This window comes from Chryseobacterium pyrolae (assembly GCF_025153485.1).
GTDB classification, from domain to species: domain Bacteria; phylum Bacteroidota; class Bacteroidia; order Flavobacteriales; family Weeksellaceae; genus Chryseobacterium; species Chryseobacterium antibioticum.
This window is the reverse complement of record NZ_JANZQH010000001.1, coordinates 245363-268525: the sequence shown is the minus strand read 5'-3', so window position 1 is coordinate 268525 and position 23163 is coordinate 245363. Positions and strand designations below refer to the sequence as shown.

Sequence of the window (23163 nt, the reverse complement as noted above, 5' to 3'; positions counted from 1 at the left end):
AATTTAAATGTTCTGATTCACCAAAAGTTCCTGTAGTTTCTTCCTCGCAAAATTGAGCTGCGATTTTGAGGTTCCTTCGCTTATAGAAAGCATTGAGGCAATTTCCTTGTGAGGATAGCCTTCGATCGCAAAAAGATTGAATATCGCTCTGCAACCTTCGGGAAGGAAGTTGAGCAAACTCAGAATATCTTTTTCAAACGAAATACTTTCTGATAAGGTTCCGGATGTTTCTACAAAATCATCATCCATGGAAACGAACTGTGCTTTGGTAGCTCTCAGTTTCTGAAGACATTCATTGACTGCAATTTTTCTGGCCCATCCTTCAAAAGTGTCTAGATTCTGGAGCTGGGTGATCTTCGTGAATATTTTATAGAAAGTATCTGCCAATACTTCTTCAATATCTTCATCATTTTTCAGATAGCGTCTGCAGACTGAGTACAGCTTGCCCGCCATTGTCTCGTAAACCTTCCGCTGTGCGCTGCGGTTGCTACGTTGGCATTCTATTAGTAATTCTCTTTCCATAGTCAGGCTTTATACTGTTATAGATGCATAAACTTTGGGATGGGTTGGAAACATTTAATTTTTTTTTGATAAAAAGCAAAATAGTAATTAATTGATTAACAAATAAACCCATTCAGTTTCCACCATTTTTCAGTTTAATTCAACTTTTTTCGCTTCCCAATTTAACTTTTGCCTTTGTAACAAATCTTTAATATGAACGACTATTCATATAAATAATCTTTTTATAGTAATGAAAAATACCAAAATTGCCTCATTACTTTTTGTTTTGTCTGCAGGAAGTATGATGTTTGCCCAAGATGACTTGATCAACAAATTAAAAAACAATCAATCTCAAAATGCTAATTTTCAGTTCACAGCGTTAAAAGACGTAGGAGCTACTTCGGTAAAAAACCAGGGTTCATCGGGAACTTGCTGGAGCTATTCCGGAAACTCTTTCCTTGAGTCTGAAATGCAGAGAATGGGTAAAAAACCTGTAGATCTTGCTGAAATTTTCACGGCAAGAAATTCTTACCACGATAAAGCAAAGTTATATGTACTGAACAGCGGAGCAATCAGCTGGGGTGACGGAGGTGAATTGCACGACGTTGTCAATATGTACAAAAAATACGGTGCGGTACCTCAGGATGTGTATACAGGACTGAAATCGGGACAGAGCCTTAACAATTTTAAGGAAATGCAGGGGAAACTGAAACCCGTTCTGGACAGTCTTGTTCAGGCAGGTTCAAAAGGAAAACTTACGGATAACTGGATGGATTCAGTAGATTCTATTCTGGATGAATATCTTGGAAAAGTTCCTGCTAATTTTACCTATGAAGGAAAAAATTACACCCCAAAAACATTCGCTAAGGAAGTCGTAGGAATTAATCCTGAAGATTATATCGAGATTTCCTCGTATAAAGATTATCCATACTACCAGAAATTCGTAGTTCCAATTCCTGATAACTGGAGCCATGATTCTGACTGGAATGTTCCTATGAAGGATTTAACAGCTATTATTGATAATGCAGTAACTAAAGGATATTCTGTAGGATGGGCAACGGATGTTTCTGAACCTTATTTCTCCTATAAAAATGGGGTAGCTTATGTTCCGGATATGGATTTGAACCAAATCACACCTGAAAATAAGCAGACTTTGTTCACAGAGCCTAAAAAAGATAAAACCATCACAGAAGACATGCGTCAGAAAGCACTTAACAACCTTTCTACAACGGATGATCATGGGATGCATATCGTAGGATTGGCGAAAGACCAAACCGGTAAAGAGTATTATATGGTTAAAAACTCTTGGGGAGTAACCAATGATTTCGAGGGATACCTGTATGTAACAAGACCTTATGTTGAGTATAAATCAACGGCTATTTTGATTCATAAAAATGCAGTTCCAAAAAGCATTCTGAAGCAGCTGAAACCTACTAAAAATATTGGGTTATAATCAAAAATCATTGTTACCGTTCACTGCGGTAATTTTAGATATTTAAATCTGTTAAAACCGCGCTCCAAAATTTTTGGAGCGCGGTTATTTTTATTATTCCTGATATTTTTACGCAGATTATTTCGCTATTTAGTGAAAATATTATACTTTTAATAATCAACAAATTATTACGCATGAAAAATTTAAAAAAATTATTAAAAGCAGATTTAAAGAAAATTAATGGTGGAAACGCACCTGAATGTCCTGCAGGAACAACAGCATGTTATCATCGTCGTAAAGACGGTTTTCCTAGTTACTGGACCTGCGAATCCAATGGCACAATTTGTACAGATTAAGAAAACTAAGTACACTTCAATACTGTTGGGGTGTATTTGTTTTTTAATTTTTATACAAAATATGACATCAACAAATTATTATTTATGAAAAATCTAAGAAAATTACCCAAATCTGATTTAAAGAAAATTAACGGTGGAAATGCGCCTGAATGTCCGGAAGGAACAACAGCATGCTATATTCCCCCTAAAAACGGCTTCCCTTCCCGTTGGAGATGTGTTCTGAACACTATGGAATGCCCGGATTAAAATGAATAAAACCCGCTTCCGGAAAATTCCGGCAGCGGGTTCTTTAAAAAAATAATAAGGTAGAAAATTAAATATAAATAAGTGAACTGTCAATTCATTTACAGCGCTGGTTATCCAGCAGTGAAGTGCATCCACAATTCATAATTGTCTTTTAGTAAAGTACTCCTAAACTTTCAGCTGAAAAGTTTAAAAGCTCTTCCGTATTGCCTGCTTTTACTTTCTTTACCCATTCAGGATCCTGTAAAAGGGCTCTTCCAACAGCAACAAGATCGAAATCTCCTCTTTCCAGTCTTCTGATTAATTCAGACAAATCTGCTTTTTCAGTTCCCTGTCCGGCAAATGCCCCCATGAAATCACCTTCAAGACCTACAGAACCTACTGTAATGGTTGGTTGCCCTGTAATTTTCTTTGCCCATCCTGCAAAATTTAAATCGGAACCTTCAAATTCCGGTTCCCAGAAGCGACGTTGTGAACAGTGGAAAATATCAACTCCTGCTTCTTTTAGCGGTAATAACCATTCTTCCATTTCAGAAGGTGTAGCCGCCAATCTGGATTTATAATCCTGTTGCTTCCATTGAGAAAGACGGATAATAATGGTGAAATCTTCACCAACAGCAGCTCTGATTGCTTTCACGATATCAACAGCAAATCTGCTTCTTTCTTTCAATGTTTTGCCACCATACTCATCGGTTCTGGTATTGGTTACTTCCCAGAAAAACTGATCGATCAGGTACCCGTGAGCTCCGTGAATTTCAACAACATCAAAACCTAAATCTTTTGCAGATTTTGCAGATGCTGCAAACTGTGCAATAGTGTCCTGGATATCTTCCAACGTCATGGTAGAAGCTTTTTCCATTTCAACTAATGGATAATCTTCAGAACTTCTGGTATCACCCACATGCCAGATCTGAGGTCCCATTTTTCCGCCATTTTCATGAACGGCATCAATTACGTTTTTCCAGCCGTTTAATGCTTCTGTTCCATAAAAGTCAGGAATATTTTGCATGTTCTTTGAACCCGGTCTGTTGATTACTGTTCCTTCAGAAAGAATCAACCCTACTTCTGAAGCCGCTCTTCTTGCGTAATAATCTACGATTTGCTGAGTGGGTACTCCGTTATCAGATTGAGCTCTTGTCATGGGAGCCATGACCACTCTATTTTTAAGTTGAAGATTTTTATAACTAAATGGACTAAATAATGCGTCTATACTCATTTTGCAATTATTTTATATTTAACATTTTTAAATTGTTACACAAAGTAACTAATAATAGTTCGTATTTGTATCTTATGAAGAAAAAAAGTGGTAACTTCGCAGTAACTTACATTAGTAACTTAAAAGTAACGCATGGTAAAGAATGAATTGATGAAATACAGCTGCCCGTTAGGCAAAGCAATGTCTGCCCTGGGAAGCAAGTGGAAACCGATCATTGTACTGGTTATTAAAGACCGTAAACTTCGTTTCGGAGAGCTAGCCGTACGGATTAATGTGATCTCGAGAAAAGTGCTGACCGATCAGTTAAGAGAAATGCAAACCGACGGATTGATCATCAGAGAAGAGTTTAAAGAACTTCCTCCAAGAGTTGAATATTCACTAACAGAAAAGGGATTGGCATTGCTGCCGATTTTGTATTTGCTGGAGGAATGGGAAGCGAAGTTTACTACAGAAGATTATAGTTCTGAGAAAAGCTGTGGGTTGTTGGATAAGAAAGTGACAAAGGAGGTCAAAGTCTGATTATTCTTTATTTCAGTTATTTTAGAATTAACATATTGGCAAAAGGAGTAATTTTTTGATTAGAAATTATTCGCAAATCTATACTGGAATTATTAATTGACCACAATGGCAAGTTTAGTGATGTTCATGTTTTAGTTTTTTACTGGAAACTAACTCTAAAATTATTTTCAACTCGAGCAATGGTATTTTTATATTTACCAGGAATCCATTCATTATAATAATTGAGAATTTCTTTTTTTGCCATACTTTCAAGCTCTTTCTTGTACTTATTATTTTCCTTATATCCATCTACCCAATTTTCACTTTTCAGATTGCTAATTTTACCATCTTTTTCTATAATGAAACTTATATCTACAAAGGGATACTTATCCCTATCAAATTTTAATGGCAACATTGTTTTTATAGTAGGAATATACCCTTGTTTTGTGAGATTGGTTTCATGAACTAATTTAGGTTTATCATTATCGCTTAAATCATAAATACTTAAAGATCTATTGCTATTTTTGAGCTTGTTAATCATTAACTTTTCTGCCTCAATTTGAATTTTCTGACGAAAATATTTTCCATTTATTTCTTCCATCTTTAAATCAATAAATGCCTTGTAGCATCCTTGAGTCTGCCCATTTATAGTTACGCAACTAAATCCATAACTTATCACCTTGAAACCTTTGTAAGTAGCATATTCTATTACTTCTTCTTCATAAGGTAACGATTCACAACCAAAACAATATGTGGTGACGTAAATTTGGCCATATTTTTTTAAATCTTCCTTTGCTCTGGAAATATCCTCCCTGCATAGTCCATCATCATTTTTTGGTTTTATAACGTAATCACGTAAAACTTCTTCTGGGCTTGGAATTATCTCTTCTACTACTGTAGCTTTTGAATCTTCCCCTTTACAAGAGTGCAGTAATAATATAATTAAAAGCAGGCGCAATGTAACTTTCATAATTTATACTAAAATGTTCAAATTTATACTTTTGACAATATAATTGAATATTAATTATCACAAAAAAACCGCTTCCAAAAGAAAGCGGCTCATTTTTATCTAAAAGCCCTAATTAAAATATCGCAGGATATTTCTGAGGATTTGTTTCATTAAACATCGCGTAGATTTTTTCAACCATATCATCTGAAGATGGCTTGCTGAAGTAATCTCCGTCACTTGCATACGCAGGTCTGTGATCATTCGCAGCGATCGTCAACGGATCTGAATCCAGGTATCTGAATGCTTTCTGCTTCTCTAGGATCTGCTGTAAAATAAACGCTGAAGTTCCACCTTCCACATCTTCGTCGATTACGACCAATCTGTTGGTTCTCTTCACGCTTTCAGCAATTTCATTCGTTAGATCGAAAGGAATTAAGGACTGAACATCAATAACTTCTGCAGAAATTCCTAGTTTTTCCAATTCATCTGCTGCGTCCATTACTACTCTCCATGTAGAACCGTAAGTAACCAATGTAACGTCTTTACCTTCTTTAGTCACTTCAATTTGACCGACAGGAACAGTAAACTCTCCTAAGTTATCAGGTTGTTTTTCTTTTAATCTGTATCCGTTCAGACATTCAACAATCACAGCAGGATCGTCACTCTGAAGCATCGTGTTATAGAATCCAGCAGCTTTCGTTAAGTTTCTTGGTACCAATACCAGAATCCCTTTTGAAAGATTCAGAATCCCCGCCATTGGAGAACCTGAATGCCAAACACCTTCCAGTCTGTGACCTCTTGTTCTGATGATCACAGGAGCTTTCTGACCTCCTTTGGTTCTGTACTGAACAGTCGCCAGATCATCACTCATCCCCTGTAAGCAGTATAAAATATAATCTAAGTACTGGATTTCAGCGATAGGTCTCAAACCTCTCATCGCCATACCAATACCCTGACCAAGAATTGTAGCTTCACGGATTCCCGTATCTGCTACACGTACTTCGCCGTATTTCTCCTGCATTCCTTCTAATCCCTGGTTAACATCACCGATATTTCCGGCATCTTCACCAAAGACTAAGGTTTCAGGATATTTTTCAAAAATTTTGTCAAAATTATTTCTTACCACTACTCTTCCGTCCACATCTTCAGAACTGTCCGAATAGACCGGTTTGATTTCTTTCACATTTTCAGCTTTCCACTGAGACTGCGAATATAAGTGAGAAGAATAGTTGTCTTTTTCTATTTCAAAAACTTCATTGTACTTCTGCATCAATTGAGTTCTTTCCGTAGAAGTAGTTCCTCTTGTTGCCAGTAAAGCTTTTCTTGTTAAATGGAAAATATCTTTTTTAGCCTTAGAAACCAATTTATTGAACTGGGCAATATAGCCTTCAATTTCGGCATTCTGACCTTTAAGTTTTTCAACTAATGGAAGCACAGACTGATTTAAATCTGTAATGGTCTTCTGGTAGTTTTCCCAGGCATTTTTCTGGCCTGCTTTTACTATTTTTTTCGCTTCGTCATCTATGGCATCCAGTTCTTCAACAGAAGCAATGATTTCCTCTTGTCCTTCAATTTCGATGGAATAATTTAAAACCCATTCTCTGAATTTAACCAATCCGTCAAATTGAGATTCCCAGGAAAGACGCTCTTCATTTTTATATCTTTCGTGAGATCCGGAAGTTGAGTGACCTTGAGGCTGTGTAACTTCAATCACGTGAACCACTACAGGAACACTCTCCACTCTTGCAAACTGCTCTGCTCTTGCGTAAGCATCCAATAATGCAGGATAATCCCAGGCTTTTACCTGAATAATCTCACATCCCTGGTTCTCACCTTCTTTTCTTTGGAAGCCGCTTAACATTTCGGCAATATCAGCCTTTGCTCTCTGGTTTTTAGTAGGAACTGAAATTCCGTAACCATCATCCCAGATAGAAACAATCATAGGAACCTGAAGCGCACAAGCTGCATTCAATGTTTCCCAAAAATGTCCTTCTGCAGTAGAAGCATCACCAATTGTTCCGAAAGCAATTTCATTACCTTCATTAGAGAACTTTTCAGAACCGTTAAATTTTACACTTTTATAAATTTTAGAAGCCTGAGCCAATCCTAACAATCTCGGCATCTGACCTGCTGTAGGAGAAATATCAGAGGAGATATTTTTCTGTGCCATAAGATCTTTCCAGCTTCCGTCTTCATTTAAACTTCTTGTCGCAAAGTGACCGTTCATTTGCCTCCCTGCGGATGCCGGTTCTCTTTCAACACTTGTATCTGCATAAAGCTGTGCGAAAAAGCTTTCAACCGTTAAAGCATCTACCGCTAATGCAAAAGTCTGATCCCTGTAATATCCTGAACGGAAGTCTCCATTTCTGAAAACTTTCGCCATGGCCAGCTGAGGAAGCTCTTTACCATCCCCAAAAATTCCAAATTTAGCTTTTCCTGTAAGCACTTCTCTTCTTCCAAGATAAGACATCTCGCGCGATATCCTTCCTAACCTGTAATCTTCAAGTATCTGGTTTTTAAAATCCTGGAAAGAAATTTGCTGTGTTTCAATATAGGTTGTCTGCATAGCTAGATATAAAAGTTTTTATTCTTCAAGTATGGCGCTAATATACAATTTTTAAACTAATTTTAATTTTCAATAATCTTTTTTAAACATTTGATAATAAAAAAATTGTGTTTTATATTGTAAAAAATTGTAAATGATGGAAAAAAAATCACCCCATATCCTCAATGCCTCCAGCAATCTTTTAGGATTTTCTTTAATTATCATCACTTCACTGAAAATTACTAAAATGAGTGATCATACTCATTTGGATGAATTTGCCGGACTTGCATGTATTCTTTTTGCCTTTAGCAGTTTTTTTTCTTTTCTGGCTATCAGAACGGAAAAGAACAAGCTGGAAACCCGATATGAGACTATTGCGGATTATCTATTTTTAATCGCTTTATTTTGTATTGTTTTAGCCGTTATTATTGTGACAGTGAAAATAATTGACTAAATCTATAACCTAATAATTCCCTTTTTCAACATTTCCTTTTCCTTTGATATATAAGTCACTAGCTTGTTCTTATAACAGGAGGTTTCGCCATATAAATTAAATCAAGTAAAAGAGATATTTTTTACGAATTCTGTAATATCCTCTCAAAAAAACATCAAAAATTATCATATCGTTAATCATTTTTTCTATAATGGTATAAAAATTGATTATCGGAAAGAAATGTTAAGTAACTTTAACATACAAAAGGAAAAAAATTAAATCGATGAGAAAAAAAATTATTTCGCTTTGTGGCGTTTTTTTAACGTCAAGCATTATCTATGCACAAGTAGGTATAAACACGAACAATCCGCAAGCTACTTTTCATGTTGATGCAGCAAAAGACAATCCGGTATCAGGCATACCTTCTGCTGCCCAGCAAGCTAACGATTTTGTTGTAACCAATACTGCCAATGTTGGTATTGGGACTACAAGCCCCACAGATAAGCTAGATGTAGCTTCGGGAAATGCAAGAATCCGAAACATTAACTCAAATATTGGAGTAGGAGGTACTGATAGAGTTGTAGTAGCTGATGCTACTGGGGTCTTAAAGACCATCAATTTTAATTCGTATTCATTATTTCATGCCCGTCTTGCGAATAACCAAAATTTAGCTACTACAACAATTGCTACTTTGTTGTTTTCTGCTCCACTAGCCACTTCTCCTTATTACAGTTATAATAATACAACAGGGGTATTAACATTTAATCAGGCAGGGAATTATCTGGTAACACTGCAGGCAAGTTTCACGAATATGCCAGCCGGAACACAATTGCTGCTAGGAATAAGACCTGTTCCGGATGCGGATTATTTAGGAAGAGGGAGCCATTATAACGCTTCTGCTAACTCTGGGAGTGTTGGAGAATTAATGAACTATACTACATTACTCATTATACCGACAGCCGGTTATCAGGTTCGTTTTACGGCAGCACCCAATCAAAGTGCCACTGTTTTAGCTACTGAAACGGGAAGTACAGGAAGTGGAAATGTAACCAATGTTACGGTACAAAAAATATAAACTTCAGTTTATATCAAAAAAAATATGAATGCTTTAGGCATTCATATTTTTTATTTATTGTAGTTCTAAAATTTTCGTTCAATCACGTAATCCAGCATGCTGTACAAAGATTTTTTGGCTTCAGAGTCTGGAAACTCATTGAGAAGATCTTTAGCTTTCTGCTGGAAATCTTTCATGACCTTAATGGCATAATCCATGCCTCCGGAACTTTTGACAAAGTCTATAAGTTCCTTAACCCTTTTAGGATCATTATTGTAACGTTTGATGGTGTTAAAATAATACTTCCTTTCCTTTTCACTAGCATTTTTCAAAGTATAGATCAACGGAAGCGTCATTTTCTGTTCTTTAATATCGATTCCTACAGGTTTCCCAATAACATTTGAACTTAAATAATCAAAAAGGTCATCCTTGATCTGAAAAGCCATTCCGGTGTAAGTTCCGAAGTTCATCATCTTTTTAGCAAGTGCTTCATCTGCATTATTGGACAGAACTCCAATCTCGCAGCATGCAGCAATTAATGTGGCTGTTTTCTGACGAATGATCTCATAGTAAACGTCTTCGGTAATATCCAGTTTCCTAGCTTTCTCCAGCTGTAGAAGCTCCCCTTCAGACATTTCACGGATCGTTCTTGAAATGACAGCCAACAGATCGTAATCTTTATGATCTGTAGACAATAAAACCGATTTTGATAAAAGATAATCCCCTACCAGCACTGCAATTTTATTCTTCCATAAAGCATTAATAGAGAAAAAATTCCGTCTTTTAAAACTTTCATCTACCACATCATCATGAACCAGGGTTGCAGTATGAATCAGTTCGATCATTGAAGCCCCACGGTATGTTTTTTCGTTGACCTCCCCGATTAATTTAGCACAAAGAAATACAAACATAGGACGCATTTGTTTTCCTTTAGTAGTAACGATAAACCGGGTTACCTTATCTAATAAAGGGACTTTACTCTGCATAGATTCATAAAACTTTTGCTCGAAAAGTTTCATTTCCTCATTGATCGGTTGTTTGATTTCTTCTACGATGTTTGCCAAAATCTGTGGATGATAAGTATATAATTCTTAATTATGACAAAGATAATTTTTTTCACGCAATTTTAAGGCAAAATTAATCTTGGAGTTCTTCTTTTGGAATAAAATACAGCGCGGGCTCTGCACTTCCCAATCTGGATTTAAATTTTTCTCCCGAAATATAGATTCCGGTCTCATTAACAGCAATACCTTCGATCTGCCCGACTGCCAAAGCGCTTCCTAGATAATAATGTTTGGGAGTCTCCTTAAAAAAGATTCCCGGTTCTGTTTCAGTAAAGACATTCAGAAAAACCTCTGTTTTCTTGGTATAGCCTACCAGATATAACTTTTTATAAAAATAGGCAGCATCAGTGACTACAAAATTGGTTTTGTAAGATTCCACTTTTTCTGCTTTCTGCTTTTCAGAGGTTGTGGGATCAATAGTATAATGGGAGGTTGATTTTGATTTCCATTCTTTAGTAAAAAGGTGCAATTTTCCGTTGAGATAGATCATGGCTTCTGCATCAAAATCATTGTTGGTATATTGAGGAATAAATTCTGTCTGCTCAGGATAATAGAAAGAAATTTTAGCGATAGAATCGTTCTCGGGTTCGTTGCTGCGAAAAGGAAGTTTATAGATTTCAAGATCTCTTCTCGTTCCTCCGTTATTTCCAAAGTCTCCGATATAAAAATTCGTTCCATCATTAGTCAGGGCTTCCCAGTCTTTATTTTTTGCATTAATGGTCCACGTATTTTTGATGTTGCCTGAAGTCTCATCCAACTCAAAAAGTTCCGGAGCATTACCACTGTCATTGAAAGTATACAGTTTCCCATTCAGCATACTCAGTCCTGATGTTTCCCGGATTTTATCATCCAAATAGGCAACCCTGAATTTTCTTATTTTCAAAAAATCGGTCTGCTGCGAAAATGACCATTGAAAAATGATAAAGGCAGAAACAAGAAAGAATTTTTTCATAGAGCAAAAATAAGGGTTTAAGGGAAATGAGGAAAACCGGAAGTATCTAATTTTTTGAAACCACCCCGTCAAAAATTCTTTGAATTTTCGCCACCTCTCCAAAGGATTGGAATAATTCCCCAATTAACAACAGATGTCGTGAAAATCATAGATTTTCAAAAAATTTAAGTGTACTTCCTGTGCACAAAGCATTTAACTAAAAAAAACTTAAGTGTTAAAAACTTTTGCGCCTTTGTGGTTTAATAAAACAGCAAAACTATAATCAGTTATAAATCAGGCAGATTTCATTTTTTGTTTTTGTTCCTGTCTTTTTACCTGCTTCTCCAAATAGTCTTTCTGATATTGCCTAACCGTTTTTCCTGTGCCGTCATGCCTCCATCCCGGAGAATTGAAAATATAGTTAATCCTGTCCGAAATTTTCAGTCCCGGCTGTTTGATATCTTTCCAGATCTTTCTCCATTCATAAAAAAGAACCGTATCAGGTTTATTGTCAGGCATTTTTGGATATATTCCATACTTGACAGGCATATTGGGGTCTTCTTTTTCGAAGGTTCCGAAAATCTTGTCCCAGATGATCAGACACATGCCCATGTTTCTGTCCAGATATTTAATATTACAGGCGTGGTGTACTCTGTGATGCGATGGAGTTACAAGGATATATTCTAAAACTCCCATCCTTTTCACGGTCTGTGTATGCACCCAGGTTCCGTACACCTGCCCTATCGCATAAACCACCATAATATGCCATGGATTAAAGCCTAAAAAAGCTAAAGGAGAAAAATAAAGATATCTGTAAAGCGGCTGTAATACCGGGCTTCTAAAACCAGTCGTCAGATTGAAATATTCTGAATTGTGATGGGTAATATGTACCGCCCAGAATGCCCTTGAATGATGATCCACATAATGCAGAACATAATAAGCAAAGTCTGTAATAATAAAGCAGATCAGCCAATACCAAACGGTAAAATCCCAGGCAAAAAGCTTATGGTTGTAAAAGAAAAACATGACTCCCATGGCAAAAGCCTTCATGATCAGATCAAGGCCGAAGTTCATCAATGCAAGGTAGATGCTCGTTGCCACATCTTTTCCGTTATACAGCTTAGCCTCAGAAACATGACTGTAAATCATTTCTGCTAAAATAACTGCAGCATGAAGCGGAATTGACCATGCATAGACATTTTCAAGCCCGTCTTCGCCTGTGAAGAAGTCCAACATTCCTTATTAGTTTATGTAAAGGTAGGACTTTAGGGAATTTTTAAGAAAAGTTTTGATTTTTTTTAAGGAAATTTTAATCAGTCGTTTTGTTGGCAAGCTGCCCGCAAGCTGCATCGATGTCTCCACCACGGCTTTTTCTGATCATTACCGTGATTCCTGCATTTTCGAGCTGACGTACATAATTGTCTTCTGCCTTCTTATTGCACTGGTCATATTTCCCGTCACCAATAGGGTTATACTGGATCAGATTTACTTTGGAAGGCACCTGTTTGCAATATCTGATCAAAGCTTTGATGTCTTCATCTCCGTCATTGATCCCTTTCCATACACAGTATTCAAAAGTAATGACAGAACCGGTTTTCTGATACCAGTACTGAAGTGCATCCATAATATCCGTCAATGGAAATTTATCCGAAAAAGGCATAATTTCGTTACGCTTGACCTCAATAGCAGAGTGAAGTGATAGTGCCAGTTTTACACGAAGCTCATCATCTGCCAGCATTTTGATCATCTTTGGAATTCCGGATGTAGAAACGGTAATTCTTCTGGGAGACATTCCCAAACCTTCAGGCTGGGTAATTTTTTTGATTGCCTCTACAACATTTTTGTAATTCATCATGGGCTCTCCCATTCCCATAAAGACGATATTGGTAAGCGGTCTGTTAAAGTACATCTTGCTTTGGTTGTCGATGAGGGCAACCTGGTCTACGATTTCAGCGACTTCAAGGTTTCTCATTCTTTTCAGCCTTGCCGTTGCACAAAATTCGCAGTTCAATGAGCATCCTACCTGTGAGGAAACGCAGGCTGTGGTTCTTGTTTCCGTTGGAATAAGAACAGATTCCACCAACAGTCCGTCATGGAGTTTCACGCCGTTTTTGATGGTTCCGTCTGAACTTTTCTGCAATTGGTCTACAGAAACCGGATTGATGGTGTACTCTTCGGAAATTCTTTCACGCAGAGTTTTCGAAAGATTCGTCATTTCATCAATCGAATGGAGATTTTTACTCCATAACCAGTCATAAACCTGTTTCGCACGAAACGGTTTTTCCCCTAAAGTCAAAAAATAGTCTTTAAGCTGGTCTAGTGATAAAACTCGGATATCTTTCATTATTGTAAAAAGTATGATGTACAATGTACAAAGTAATAATCTTATGTATTATCTTAAGTTTTTAAACCACTAAAAAATACATTATACTTTGTACATTATACATTAATACATAATTTATAGGATTAACATGGCGTCACCGTAAGAATAGAATTTATACTTTTCTTTAACGGCTTCTTCATAAGCATGCATGATGAAATCTTTTCCTGCAAACGCAGCGATCATCATCAGTAATGTTGATTTCGGGGTGTGGAAGTTGGTAATCATAGCATTCGCAACTCCGAAATCATGAGGCGGATAAATAAATTTGTTGGTCCAACCGTTAAAAGCAGAGATCTTTCTGTTTGAAGAAACAGAAGTTTCCAATGCTCTCATCGTTGTAGTCCCTACTGCACAAACTCTTCTGTGAGCATCTACTGCTTTATTGATGATATCGGCATTCTTTTCGTCAATAATCACTTCTTCAGACTCCATTTTGTGCTTAGAAAGATCTTCTACCTCAATTGGGTTGAAAGTTCCTAAACCAACGTGAAGTGTTACCTCTGCAAAATCGATTCCTTTGATCTCTAACTTCTTCATCAAATGCTTAGAGAAGTGAAGCCCTGCGGTAGGTGCAGCCACTGCTCCTTCTACTTTTGCATAGATCGTCTGATATCTTTCTGCATCTTCCGGCTCTACTGCTCTTTTGATATATTTTGGAAGTGGAGTTTCTCCTAATTCCTTCAGTTTTGTTCTGAATTCGTCATAAGAACCGTCGAATAAAAATCTTAAAGTTCTTCCTCTTGAAGTGGTATTGTCGATCACTTCAGCTACTAAAGATTCATCTTCAGTAAAGAATAATTTGTTACCAATTCTGATCTTTCTTGCAGGATCTACAAGAACGTCCCATACTCTGGTTTCTTTGTCAAGTTCTCTTAAAAGGAAAACTTCAATTTTAGCACCTGTTTTTTCTTTATTTCCATAAAGACGTGCAGGGAAAACTTTAGTATTGTTGAAAATGAACAGATCTTTCTCATCGAAATAATCAACTACATCTTTAAACAGCTTATGCTCAATAGTTTGTGTCTTTCTATCAAGTACCATTAGTTTGGCTTCATCTCTGTGTTCAGATGGGTGTTCTGCTAATAATTCTTCAGGAAGATCAAAATTAAAATCTGATGTTTTCATTTTTTTAAATTACGGTTTAAAAATTATTCAAATTACAAGTGTAATTTTCGGTGTGCAAATATACGACATTGAATACCCCTTTGTCAAGTATTATTTAAAATCAAATATAAAACCGTGATTCTACGGTGATTTATGAAGGAAAAAAAGATTATTTTTGGAAATATTTAAAACTTTTACACTTATGAGCAAATATTCATTGGAGGCTTTCGTCAACGAGACTAAAGAAAATCCACAGCAAAGAGACTATTTTGAGCTTGAAACTCCACATCTTTTAGAAATCAACCTAAATAATCAGGCGGTATGGACGAAAAGAGGAAGCATGGTAGGCTATGTAGGCGGAATTAATTTCGAAAGACAGGGAATGCTGGCCGGAGGAATTGGCAATCTTTTAAAGAAAGCAATCAGTGGTGAAGGAACCAAACTGATGAAAGCAGAAGGAAATGGCAAATTGTATGTGGCAGATTCTGGTAAGAAAGTACGTATCCTTTATTTGAACAATGAAGCTGTATGTGTTAACGGAAATGATGTTCTGGCACACGAGCAAAGTGTAAAAAGCGATATTACCATGCTTAAAAGCGTTGCCGGGATGATGGCCGGCGGTCTTTTTCAGGTAAAACTTTCAGGAACCGGGCATATTGCCATCACCACTCATGGCGAACCATTAACATTGATGGTCACTCCAGACAGTCCTGTTTTCACCGACCCTAATGCTACTGTGGCATGGTCCGGAAACTTAAGTCCTGATCTGAAAACAAATGTTTCTTTCAAAAGTCTTATCGGAAGAGGAAGTGGCGAAGAATTCCAGATGAAGTTCTCAGGAAGCGGATGGGTACTAATCCAACCTTACGAAGAAGTATATTTCACAGAGAAATAATATATATTAAAAATTGATGATGCTAAAAATGGCTGCTCCTTAAATCCGGGCAGCCGTTTTTAATTTTAACTAACACTCACTCTCATCCCGAACCCCAAACTCTACAACCGGAATCTCGCAACTTCCAACCCGCAACTTATAACCCGCATCCCACAACTTTTTAATATATTTAAGAAAAAATTTTGATGGACACCACCTCTTCACGCAGAAATTTCATTAAGACTGCAGCCCTGGCTAGCTTTGGCGCATTGGTTTTACCCAATTCTTTATTTGCCTACTCCAATGATTTTAAAACAGATAAAAAAGTCCGTGTCGGATTTATCGGCGTAGGACTCCGCGGACAGGAACATGTAAAACTTCTGGCGAAACGCGATGACGTAGAGATTGTGGCTTTTGCAGATCCGGACAAAAGAATGCTTTTAGCTTCTCAAAAAATACTGAAAGACCATAATAAATCTGCCGCCCAGGAATTTTCAAACGGCGAATACGACTACCGGAATCTTTTGAAATTAAAAACCATCGATGCCGTAGTGATTGCCACTCCGTGGGAATGGCATCTTCCGCAGGGTACAGAAGCAATGCGCGCGAAAAAGATCGTAGGCATGGAGGTTTCGGGAGCTATAAAGCTTGAGGACTGCTGGGAGTTTGTGAAGGTCTATGAGGAAACGAAAGTGCCTATTTTCATGATGGAAAATGTATGCTACCGTAGAGATATTATGGCCATTATGAATATGGCCCGCAAAGGAATGTTTGGAGAATTGGTACATGGAAGAGGCGGCTATCAGCATGATCTGAGAGGTGTTCTTTTCAATGACGGTGTCACGCCTTATAATTCGGGTGCTGAATTTGGTGAAAAGGGTTTCAGTGAGGCTCATTGGAGAACGGAACATTACGTAAAACGCAACGGAGAACTTTATCCTACGCACGGATTGGGGCCTGTGGCGGTTATGATGGATATCAACCGTGGAAACCGTCTGACCAGACTTTCATCATTCTCTTCAAAGTCTGTGGGACTCCATAAATATATTGTGGAACATCCTAAAGGAGGAGAAAATCATCCTAATGCCAAAGTAAAATTCAACCAGGGCGATGTTGTGACCACACAGATTGCCTGTGCGAATGGAGAAACCATTCTTTTAACCCATGACACCAGCTTACAGAGACCTTATGATCTGGGATTCAGGGTACAGGGAACGGAAGGTCTATGGCAGGATTTCGGCTGGGGAGATTTCAACCAGGGGCATATTTATTTTGAAAAAACAATGAATCACAGCCACCGATGGGAGAATACAGAAAAATGGATGAAAGAATTTGATCATCCTATCTGGAAAAAATTTGAAAATACAGCTGCAGGTGCAGGTCACGGAGGAATGGACTTTTTTGTGATGAATACTTTTATAGAATGCATCAAGCGAAATATAGAATTCCCGATGGATGTGTATGATCTTGCCCTATGGTATTCCATCACCCCGCTTAGTGAGGAATCTATTGCTAAAGGAGGTCAGGCTGTTGATATTCCTGATTTCACCAACGGAAAATGGAAGACCCGTAAACCCGTATTTGGAATGACTGATGAATTCTAAAAAGACAGTACTTATATTAGCTGGAGGTTTAGGAAGCCGCTACAAAGGTCTGAAACAGATAGACGGAATTCTGGAAAACGGTTCGCCGATCCTGGAATATTCTATTTATGATGCGTTGGAGGCGGGTTTCAGTAAAGTGGTTGTTATTGTGAACAGATTGATTCCTCAAAGCTATATTGAAAGATTAAATGCTATATCCAAAAAAGCTCATTTTGAACTTCACTGGGTATATCAGGAAAAAGAAAGTTTTGTGCCTCATAATTTTGACTTCACCGAAAGAGAAAAACCCTGGGGAACCGGCCATGCTGTTCTCTGTGCAAAAAACGCAGTACAGGAACCTTTTGTCATGATCAATGCGGATGATTTTTATGGGAAGGAAGCCTATCATCTGGCGTCTGAAGAAATTGATTTTCACATCTCAGGGTCACAGTTTGGAATGGCTGCCTATCCGGTAGTCTCTACTTTGAGCGGAAACGGAAATGTAGCAAGAGGAATATGTACTTTAGATGATGACCATTATCTGGTAAAAATAGAGGAACAAACGTCTATCCGAAGAGCTGGGAATTCAATCGTTTATACGGAAAAAGAAAATGATATTGAGATTGCTCCGGACACTTTGGTTTCTATGAATTTATTTATTTTTCATCCAGATATTTTTGATGCTCTTGAACTGTATTTTAATGATTTTATACAATCGGATCCGGAGCCGTTGCAGGAGTTTTACATCCCTTCTGCCGTACAGAGAATGATTGACGAGAGAAAGGCAAAAGTATGGGTTAAAGCTTCTCCTTCGCAGTGGATGGGAGTTACCTATGCCGATGATAAAAGCAGTATTAAAGATTTTCTGACATCAGAAATCGAAAAAAACAGATATCCAGAAGATTTATGGAATTAAAACAAATCATTACCGGATTTACCGGAACTGAAAACTGTACGGTCACTCCTATTACCAATGGACTGATCAACACTACCTATTGGGTGGAAGATCATGATTCTGATGAAAAATGGATCCTTCAAAAGATCAATACTCAGGTTTTTCCGTTTCCTGAGATCATCAGCCAAAATCATCTTTTAATCAACAAGATGCTGGAAGAGGGAAATTACCCGCTGGAAATCGTAAAACCAAAGGCCACTTTATCAGGAAGTTTTATTCAAAAAGATGACAACGGAGAATCATGGAGAATGATCAGTTTCATTGAAGACACAAAAACTTTCTTCAAGATTCCTGATCTAAAAACAGCCTATGAATCTGCAAAAGCCGTCGGATGTTTTTTAAATATGATAAACCCTGAACATATTCCTGATATTCAGATACCGATTCCCGATTTTATTAATTTTGAAAAAAGGGTGCTGGATTATCAAACTTCTTTACAACAGGCAAACGAAGGTCTGTTAGAAAATGCTGCCCCGGAAATTGAAACGATGAATGAGTTGCTTTTTCTTCCCCAAAAATGGATCGCCCTTGAAAAAGACGGACTTCTGCCTAAAAGAATTATCCACGGAGATCCTAATGTCAGGAATATTCTTTTTGATGAAACTTCCAAACCTCTGGCTGTTATTGATCTGGATACGGTAACGGTTTCTACAATTTTATATGACTTCGGTGACATGGCGAGATCCTACAGCAATACTTTGGATGAAGATGATGGAAATGCCGGAAATAATTTCAATCCCCACATTTACAGAACCGTAAAAGACGGATTTTTACTGTATTTAAATGAAAAATTAACCTTTGAAGAGCTTGAAAACCTGGATTATGCAGCACAAACTGTTATCTATATTCAGGCAATCCGTTTTTTGACTGATTATTTGAATGGAAGTACGTACTACGCTACAAAATATGCTGACCACAACCTTGATAGAACGAGAAATCAGCTGGAGCTGCTGAAAGGATTAAGGGAATATCTACGTGTTGATTAGATTTTATCCCACGGATCTCACAGATTGCTACAAAATCAGTCATTGCGAGCGTAGCGAAGTAATCTCCCTGAAGAATTTTATAATCTCTCTGACATGAAAATCTACTTTAATATGAGATTGCTTCGTCGATACTCTCCTCGCAATGACTAACAATATTGCGTTTATTCGTCAAAACCTCTGTGACTTTTATGGTTAAAAAATTTTAAGCCAAGAGCTCCAAAATCTTCTTCCATTCTTCCAGTTTCTTATCAAAAGATACGGTATGAAGTGGGCTGGTAGAAGGAAGCTGAACTATTGGTAGCCTGTAATTCTTTCCTAAAAGCTTCTGAAGGTTTTTGTATGATTTTCCTCCATTGCAAAAAATAGCTTTGATATTGGGGTGTTCTTCCAAAAGTTCATCAATCCGGTTGGCTTCTTCATTTTTGATCTCAGAATCCAGACTTCCTTTTCTCTCGCAGGAGTCGATGACATCCCAGACTGCCAGATGATGCTTCTTTAATATATTTTTTCTCTCGGTATAGTCTTCCGTAAACTCTTCATTGAACAGATGAAAAATAAGGGTCCAGAATTTATTTTGCGGATGCCCATAATATTGCTGTTTTTCCAGAGATTGAACACCGGGAATTGAGCCTAAAATTAAAATTTCAGACTGAGAATCAATAAGTGGCGGAAACGAGGAAATTCTATTTTGCATCTTCAAATATATAAAATTGGACTAAAACCGTTGGATAACCACATAAAAAAACGGGCCAAAGCCCGTTTCTATTGATATTTTCAGGAATAACTAAAAGAAATTACATTCCTTATCATTATTCACTTTTAATTCTTAACTATAAAGTTTCCTTCAGCCAGTCGAAGAATTCTCTCTGCCATACCAATCCGTTTTGCGGATGAAGCACCCAGTGATTTTCGTTCGGGAAATAGACTAATTTAGATTTCAGACCTCTTAATTTCGCTGCCTGGAAAGCTTCCTGTCCCTGCTCGTAAGGCACACGGAAATCAATTCCTCCCTGGAAAATCATAATCGGCTTATTCCATTTTTCAACAAAATTGCTTGGGTTGAATTCTGTATAAGCTTTTGGAAGTGGTTTTTCCCATGGAGAACCAAGATCCCAGTTGGCAAACCAAAGTTCTTCTGTGGTAAGGTACCACGATTTCATATCGAATAATCCATCGTGTGCGATGAATGTTTTAAATCTGTTTTCATGGATTCCGGCTAACATGAATACACTGTAACCACCGTAGCTAGCTCCTACTGCCGCTACTCTTTCTCCGTCTACATAAGGTAATGTTTTCGCAAAATCTGTTGCTGCCAGATAATCTCTCATCGGCTGTCCGCCCCAGTCTTTAGAAATTTCTTCGTTCCATTTTGTTCCCCAGCCCGGCATTCCTCTTCTGTTTGGCGCTACTACGATATATCCGTTGGCTGCCATCAGAGAGAAGTTCCATCTTGTACTGAAGAATTGCGTCAGTGCAGATTGTGGACCTCCCTGGCAATATACCAGTGTAGGGTATTTTTTATTAGGATCAAAGTTGGGTGGGTAATGGAACCATACGCCCATTTCTTTGCCGTCTGATGTTTTCACCATCTTCAGTTCAGATTTCCCCTGTGCCAGTTTAGCATAAGCTTCTTTATTGGCTTCCGTCACCTGCTTCATTTCTCCGTTTTTCACGTTAACAGAGAATAATTCCGTTGCGTGGTTAACATCTGTTCTTCCTACCAGAAGTGAGGTTTTATTATCGGTAAAGATTTCGTTAACGTCAAAATCACCTTTAGTGATCTGCTGTACTTTTGCTGCTTTAGGATCTAATGAGAAAAGCTGCTTTGTACCTCTGAATGCTGCAGTAAAATAAATGGCTTTTGAATCACCGCTCCAGAATACATCTCCGGAAACGCTTTCATCCCAGCCAGCAGTAAGATTCGTTGTTTTTCCAGACTTCCAGTCCATGATTTTTACATCATTTTTGTCAGCTTCATACCCATCTCTGGCCATACTCTGCCAGATCAGGGATTTTCCGTCCGGGCTGAACTTTGGATTTACATCGTACCCTTTATTAGATTCTGTTAAATTCTTTGTGGTTCCTGAAGCCATATCGTAAGCAAAAATATCTGTATTCGTGCTTGTAGAATATTCTTTTCCGCTTTTAGGTTTTGTAACGTACAAAAGCTGTGAAGAATCCGGGCTCCAGATAAAATCTTCAGCTCCCCCGAAAGGTCGCTGAGGAGAATCCCATGTTTTCCCTTCTAAAAGATCTTTTGCAGATTCTGCTTTATCTGTGGTATTGACTACAAATACGTGGTTGTATTTTCCTTCATTGAAATAATCCCAATGTCTGTGGTTCAGGTCTGTATATACCTGAGCTGTCGTTTTAGGGGTATCGCTGTATTTATCTTTCCCCATTAATTTTTCTACCAGAACCTGCTTGCTGAAAGCAATTTTTTTTCCGTCCGGAGAAATTACGATATTATCAGCTTCACCGATCGTATAAAATTCAGACCAGGTTTTTCCGTTATCTTTTGAAAGATAAATCTTATCTCCCTCCTGTGCGTAAATTCCATTTTTATCCCATTGGATAAGGGCTTTTTTACCAAAATCTATTTTGGAAGACTGGTTATTTAAAACATTGAGAAAGTAGTTCTCACTTTTTGTTTTTTCTGTTTTCAGATCTACCTGCCCAATTTTATAAATTAGGGAAGCCTGATCCGGTGAAACGGCCTGCACTCCTACTTTTTTCAAAGTCCAAAGAATTTCAGGCGTCATTAGTTGTTGTGCATTCATTAAAAGCGGAGCTGCCAGAGCCAGCAGACTGTACTTAAGTTTCATATGTTGGTATTGATTTTTAACGGATCTGTGAAAGCGTTATAATTTCACAGATTCCTTTTATTTAATTCAAAGATGGCCAAAGTTAATATTTAAAATAAAAATGAGCGAAAGAATTAACATTTAAGTTTTGATTTATCCTGCATCCACCAAACATATTTTTGAAAATGACATGTATAACTGTAAAACATTTTACATAGCCCAAACAAAGCAATAAAAAAGTCTGCCGAAAAAACAGCAGACTTACGATGTAAATTTTATATTGAATCCATTAATCTTTATCTGAAAACATAGAACTGGCCAGTGAAATCACAAAGGACAGCAGCACACTAAAGATCAGTGCCCACCAGAAGCCGTCTACGACCATACTGTCTATGAAATAATCTGCAATCAAAATAATTACCGCATTGATTACTAAAGCAAATAGCCCTAACGTAATGATCGTTAATGGTAATCCTAAAAGTCCAAGGATAGGTTTTACAAAAATATTTAATACCCCCAGTACGATGGCAAAAATAATTGCCGAAGAAAATCCTTCGAAATGTACACCCGGTAGTACCTTAGTCAAAAGATACGCAACGATGGCTGTAATAAACAGCCTGATAATTAAGTTCATATTATATTTTTTAATGTTTATGGTCTTTATTGAGCAAAACCTGTTCCATTTGCATTGAAAAAATACAGTGGGACTCTTTGTTTACGGAATATTTTTAATTCCGGCGTCCTTTATTTTATCCTCATCATGGTCACCAGTGAAGTCGCCACATGACTTTCCGAACCGTTTACTTCATCAAGAACATAGATTTCCGTCCTTACAACGATGATCTTTGCTCCGCCTTTTATAACGTAAGAGCGCGATATCAAAGCATCTCCCAATGCGGGACGAAGATAATTGACCTTCAGCTCAACTGTCACGACGTAGCAATCGTCTTTATAATGACTTACGGAAGCATATCCGGAAGAAACATCCACCAGTGAAGCGATCATGGCACCATTGAACATTCCGGCTTTCCGGGTCATCATTTCCATTTTAGGAATTTTGATGGAGACGAAATCGGTATCTACTTCCAATAATTCTGCATTGTAGAATTTTAATGTTTCTGAGCGGCCGAAGCTATCTGTGATGAGTTTCTTTTTTTCTGGAGTCATGAATATTTATTTAATCTGAATGTAAACACAAAGTACACCAATGTTTTTCAGAAATCCCACAAAATTGAAGACAAGTTACTTCTTA

General features: G+C 37.5%; 23 protein-coding genes. 10 read left to right on the top strand and 13 right to left on the bottom strand.

Annotated features, from left to right (window positions below):
• Positions 1 to 3: 3 nt before the first annotated feature.
• Positions 4 to 522 (bottom strand): RNA polymerase sigma factor, encoded by a 519-nt coding sequence (locus NZD88_RS01195; protein WP_259826776.1) that lies wholly within the window; start codon positions 520 to 522, stop codon positions 4 to 6.
• A 229-nt stretch (positions 523 to 751) separates the two neighbouring features.
• Between NZD88_RS01195 and NZD88_RS01190 the strand changes: the two genes are divergently transcribed.
• The 3 genes from NZD88_RS01190 (at position 752) to NZD88_RS01180 (ending at position 2535) form a co-directional block, all read left to right on the top strand.
• Complete coding sequence (locus NZD88_RS01190) at positions 752 to 1954, top strand: C1 family peptidase (RefSeq protein ID WP_259826775.1); 1203 nt, start codon at positions 752 to 754, stop codon at positions 1952 to 1954.
• Positions 1955 to 2127: 173 nt separating this feature from the next.
• Positions 2128 to 2289: a bacteriocin-like protein gene (locus NZD88_RS01185; RefSeq protein ID WP_259826773.1), complete on the top strand. Its 162-nt coding sequence runs from the start codon at positions 2128 to 2130 to the stop codon at positions 2287 to 2289.
• 84 nt (positions 2290 to 2373) lie between these two features.
• Complete coding sequence (locus tag NZD88_RS01180; RefSeq protein WP_259826771.1) at positions 2374 to 2535, top strand: bacteriocin-like protein; 162 nt, start codon at positions 2374 to 2376, stop codon at positions 2533 to 2535.
• Between the two features lie 151 nt (positions 2536 to 2686).
• On the opposite strand, the gene NZD88_RS01175 is transcribed toward NZD88_RS01180, so the two are convergent.
• Complete coding sequence (locus NZD88_RS01175; protein WP_259826769.1) at positions 2687 to 3748, bottom strand: NADH:flavin oxidoreductase; 1062 nt, start codon at positions 3746 to 3748, stop codon at positions 2687 to 2689.
• Between the two features lie 132 nt (positions 3749 to 3880).
• Between NZD88_RS01175 and NZD88_RS01170 the strand changes: the two genes are divergently transcribed.
• Positions 3881 to 4267 carry a winged helix-turn-helix transcriptional regulator gene (locus NZD88_RS01170; protein WP_259826767.1) on the top strand — a complete coding sequence of 129 codons (387 nt, stop codon included), beginning with the start codon at positions 3881 to 3883 and terminating at the stop codon, positions 4265 to 4267.
• 139 nt (positions 4268 to 4406) lie between these two features.
• On the opposite strand, the gene NZD88_RS01165 is transcribed toward NZD88_RS01170, so the two are convergent.
• Together NZD88_RS01165 and NZD88_RS01160 are read right to left on the bottom strand one after the other, a co-directional pair.
• A complete protein-coding gene (locus tag NZD88_RS01165) occupies positions 4407 to 5216 on the bottom strand; it encodes a hypothetical protein (RefSeq protein ID WP_259826765.1) in 810 nt (269 codons plus the stop codon).
• A 112-nt stretch (positions 5217 to 5328) separates the two neighbouring features.
• A complete protein-coding gene (locus NZD88_RS01160) occupies positions 5329 to 7761 on the bottom strand; it encodes an alpha-ketoacid dehydrogenase subunit alpha/beta (RefSeq protein ID WP_259826764.1) in 2433 nt (810 codons plus the stop codon).
• A gap of 133 nt (positions 7762 to 7894) precedes the next feature.
• On the opposite strand from NZD88_RS01160, the gene NZD88_RS01155 reads away from it, so the two are divergent.
• The gene (locus tag NZD88_RS01155; RefSeq protein ID WP_259826763.1) at positions 7895 to 8194 is read left to right on the top strand and encodes a hypothetical protein; all 300 of its coding nucleotides are present in this window, start codon (positions 7895 to 7897) and stop codon (positions 8192 to 8194) included.
• A gap of 262 nt (positions 8195 to 8456) precedes the next feature.
• Positions 8457 to 9248 carry a hypothetical protein gene (locus NZD88_RS01150; RefSeq protein ID WP_259826761.1) on the top strand — a complete coding sequence of 264 codons (792 nt, stop codon included), beginning with the start codon at positions 8457 to 8459 and terminating at the stop codon, positions 9246 to 9248.
• A 65-nt stretch (positions 9249 to 9313) separates the two neighbouring features.
• Here the strand turns inward: NZD88_RS01150 and NZD88_RS01145 are convergent, their stop codons facing one another.
• The 5 genes from NZD88_RS01145 to queA form a co-directional block, all read right to left on the bottom strand.
• Positions 9314 to 10291 carry a polyprenyl synthetase family protein gene (locus NZD88_RS01145; protein WP_259826760.1) on the bottom strand — a complete coding sequence of 326 codons (978 nt, stop codon included), beginning with the start codon at positions 10289 to 10291 and terminating at the stop codon, positions 9314 to 9316.
• 73 nt (positions 10292 to 10364) lie between these two features.
• Positions 10365 to 11243, bottom strand: coding sequence for a hypothetical protein (locus NZD88_RS01140; protein ID WP_259826759.1), 879 nt, complete (start codon positions 11241 to 11243; stop codon positions 10365 to 10367).
• A gap of 273 nt (positions 11244 to 11516) precedes the next feature.
• Complete coding sequence (locus NZD88_RS01135; RefSeq protein WP_259826756.1) at positions 11517 to 12458, bottom strand: sterol desaturase family protein; 942 nt, start codon at positions 12456 to 12458, stop codon at positions 11517 to 11519.
• Between the two features lie 73 nt (positions 12459 to 12531).
• A complete protein-coding gene (rlmN, locus tag NZD88_RS01130; protein WP_259826755.1) occupies positions 12532 to 13566 on the bottom strand; it encodes a dual-specificity RNA methyltransferase RlmN in 1035 nt (344 codons plus the stop codon).
• 114 nt (positions 13567 to 13680) lie between these two features.
• Positions 13681 to 14730, bottom strand: a complete 1050-nt coding sequence (queA, locus tag NZD88_RS01125; protein WP_259826753.1) for a tRNA preQ1(34) S-adenosylmethionine ribosyltransferase-isomerase QueA — start codon at positions 14728 to 14730, stop codon at positions 13681 to 13683.
• 181 nt (positions 14731 to 14911) lie between these two features.
• On the opposite strand from queA, the gene NZD88_RS01120 reads away from it, so the two are divergent.
• The 4 genes from NZD88_RS01120 (at position 14912) to NZD88_RS01105 (ending at position 19107) form a co-directional block, all read left to right on the top strand.
• On the top strand, positions 14912 to 15604 hold the full coding sequence (locus tag NZD88_RS01120; RefSeq protein ID WP_259826751.1) for an AIM24 family protein: 693 nt from the start codon (positions 14912 to 14914) through the stop codon (positions 15602 to 15604).
• A gap of 185 nt (positions 15605 to 15789) precedes the next feature.
• Positions 15790 to 17187: a Gfo/Idh/MocA family protein gene (locus tag NZD88_RS01115; RefSeq protein WP_259826749.1), complete on the top strand. Its 1398-nt coding sequence runs from the start codon at positions 15790 to 15792 to the stop codon at positions 17185 to 17187.
• Entirely contained in the window at positions 17177 to 18082 is a 906-nt protein-coding gene (locus NZD88_RS01110; protein WP_259826748.1) for a sugar phosphate nucleotidyltransferase, read from the top strand. The genes NZD88_RS01115 and NZD88_RS01110 overlap by 11 nt, the downstream gene beginning before the upstream one ends.
• Positions 18073 to 19107 (top strand): phosphotransferase enzyme family protein, encoded by a 1035-nt coding sequence (locus tag NZD88_RS01105; protein WP_259826747.1) that lies wholly within the window; start codon positions 18073 to 18075, stop codon positions 19105 to 19107. The genes NZD88_RS01110 and NZD88_RS01105 overlap by 10 nt, the downstream gene beginning before the upstream one ends.
• A gap of 202 nt (positions 19108 to 19309) precedes the next feature.
• Here NZD88_RS01105 and NZD88_RS01100 read toward each other — a convergent pair whose 3' ends face one another.
• The 4 genes from NZD88_RS01100 to NZD88_RS01085 form a co-directional block, all read right to left on the bottom strand.
• Entirely contained in the window at positions 19310 to 19801 is a 492-nt protein-coding gene (locus NZD88_RS01100) for a DNA-deoxyinosine glycosylase (protein WP_259826746.1), read from the bottom strand.
• Between the two features lie 136 nt (positions 19802 to 19937).
• Entirely contained in the window at positions 19938 to 21932 is a 1995-nt protein-coding gene (locus NZD88_RS01095) for a S9 family peptidase (RefSeq protein ID WP_259826745.1), read from the bottom strand.
• A gap of 268 nt (positions 21933 to 22200) precedes the next feature.
• Positions 22201 to 22545: a phage holin family protein gene (locus NZD88_RS01090; protein ID WP_259826744.1), complete on the bottom strand. Its 345-nt coding sequence runs from the start codon at positions 22543 to 22545 to the stop codon at positions 22201 to 22203.
• A 110-nt stretch (positions 22546 to 22655) separates the two neighbouring features.
• A complete protein-coding gene (locus tag NZD88_RS01085; protein ID WP_259826743.1) occupies positions 22656 to 23078 on the bottom strand; it encodes a PaaI family thioesterase in 423 nt (140 codons plus the stop codon).
• Between the last annotated feature and the right edge of the window lie 85 nt (positions 23079 to 23163).

What these genes read in the sequence shown, in the direction of transcription:
- NZD88_RS01195 (WP_259826776.1), bottom strand. Translation starts at nt 522, where the DNA reads ATGGAAAGAGAATTACTAATAGAATGCCAACGTAGCAACCGCAGCGCA.
- NZD88_RS01190 (WP_259826775.1), top strand. Translation starts at nt 752, where the DNA reads ATGAAAAATACCAAAATTGCCTCATTACTTTTTGTTTTGTCTGCAGGA.
- NZD88_RS01185 (WP_259826773.1), top strand. Translation starts at nt 2,128, where the DNA reads ATGAAAAATTTAAAAAAATTATTAAAAGCAGATTTAAAGAAAATTAAT.
- NZD88_RS01180 (WP_259826771.1), top strand. Translation starts at nt 2,374, where the DNA reads ATGAAAAATCTAAGAAAATTACCCAAATCTGATTTAAAGAAAATTAAC.
- NZD88_RS01175 (WP_259826769.1), bottom strand. Translation starts at nt 3,748, where the DNA reads ATGAGTATAGACGCATTATTTAGTCCATTTAGTTATAAAAATCTTCAA.
- NZD88_RS01170 (WP_259826767.1), top strand. Translation starts at nt 3,881, where the DNA reads ATGGTAAAGAATGAATTGATGAAATACAGCTGCCCGTTAGGCAAAGCA.
- NZD88_RS01165 (WP_259826765.1), bottom strand. Translation starts at nt 5,216, where the DNA reads ATGAAAGTTACATTGCGCCTGCTTTTAATTATATTATTACTGCACTCT.
- NZD88_RS01160 (WP_259826764.1), bottom strand. Translation starts at nt 7,761, where the DNA reads ATGCAGACAACCTATATTGAAACACAGCAAATTTCTTTCCAGGATTTT.
- NZD88_RS01155 (WP_259826763.1), top strand. Translation starts at nt 7,895, where the DNA reads ATGATGGAAAAAAAATCACCCCATATCCTCAATGCCTCCAGCAATCTT.
- NZD88_RS01150 (WP_259826761.1), top strand. Translation starts at nt 8,457, where the DNA reads ATGAGAAAAAAAATTATTTCGCTTTGTGGCGTTTTTTTAACGTCAAGC.
- NZD88_RS01140 (WP_259826759.1), bottom strand. Translation starts at nt 11,243, where the DNA reads ATGAAAAAATTCTTTCTTGTTTCTGCCTTTATCATTTTTCAATGGTCA.
- NZD88_RS01135 (WP_259826756.1), bottom strand. Translation starts at nt 12,458, where the DNA reads ATGTTGGACTTCTTCACAGGCGAAGACGGGCTTGAAAATGTCTATGCA.
- rlmN (WP_259826755.1), bottom strand. Translation starts at nt 13,566, where the DNA reads ATGAAAGATATCCGAGTTTTATCACTAGACCAGCTTAAAGACTATTTT.
- queA (WP_259826753.1), bottom strand. Translation starts at nt 14,730, where the DNA reads ATGAAAACATCAGATTTTAATTTTGATCTTCCTGAAGAATTATTAGCA.
- NZD88_RS01120 (WP_259826751.1), top strand. Translation starts at nt 14,912, where the DNA reads ATGAGCAAATATTCATTGGAGGCTTTCGTCAACGAGACTAAAGAAAAT.
- NZD88_RS01115 (WP_259826749.1), top strand. Translation starts at nt 15,790, where the DNA reads ATGGACACCACCTCTTCACGCAGAAATTTCATTAAGACTGCAGCCCTG.
- NZD88_RS01110 (WP_259826748.1), top strand. Translation starts at nt 17,177, where the DNA reads ATGAATTCTAAAAAGACAGTACTTATATTAGCTGGAGGTTTAGGAAGC.
- NZD88_RS01105 (WP_259826747.1), top strand. Translation starts at nt 18,073, where the DNA reads ATGGAATTAAAACAAATCATTACCGGATTTACCGGAACTGAAAACTGT.
- NZD88_RS01100 (WP_259826746.1), bottom strand. Translation starts at nt 19,801, where the DNA reads ATGCAAAATAGAATTTCCTCGTTTCCGCCACTTATTGATTCTCAGTCT.
- NZD88_RS01095 (WP_259826745.1), bottom strand. Translation starts at nt 21,932, where the DNA reads ATGAAACTTAAGTACAGTCTGCTGGCTCTGGCAGCTCCGCTTTTAATG.
- NZD88_RS01090 (WP_259826744.1), bottom strand. Translation starts at nt 22,545, where the DNA reads ATGAACTTAATTATCAGGCTGTTTATTACAGCCATCGTTGCGTATCTT.
- NZD88_RS01085 (WP_259826743.1), bottom strand. Translation starts at nt 23,078, where the DNA reads ATGACTCCAGAAAAAAAGAAACTCATCACAGATAGCTTCGGCCGCTCA.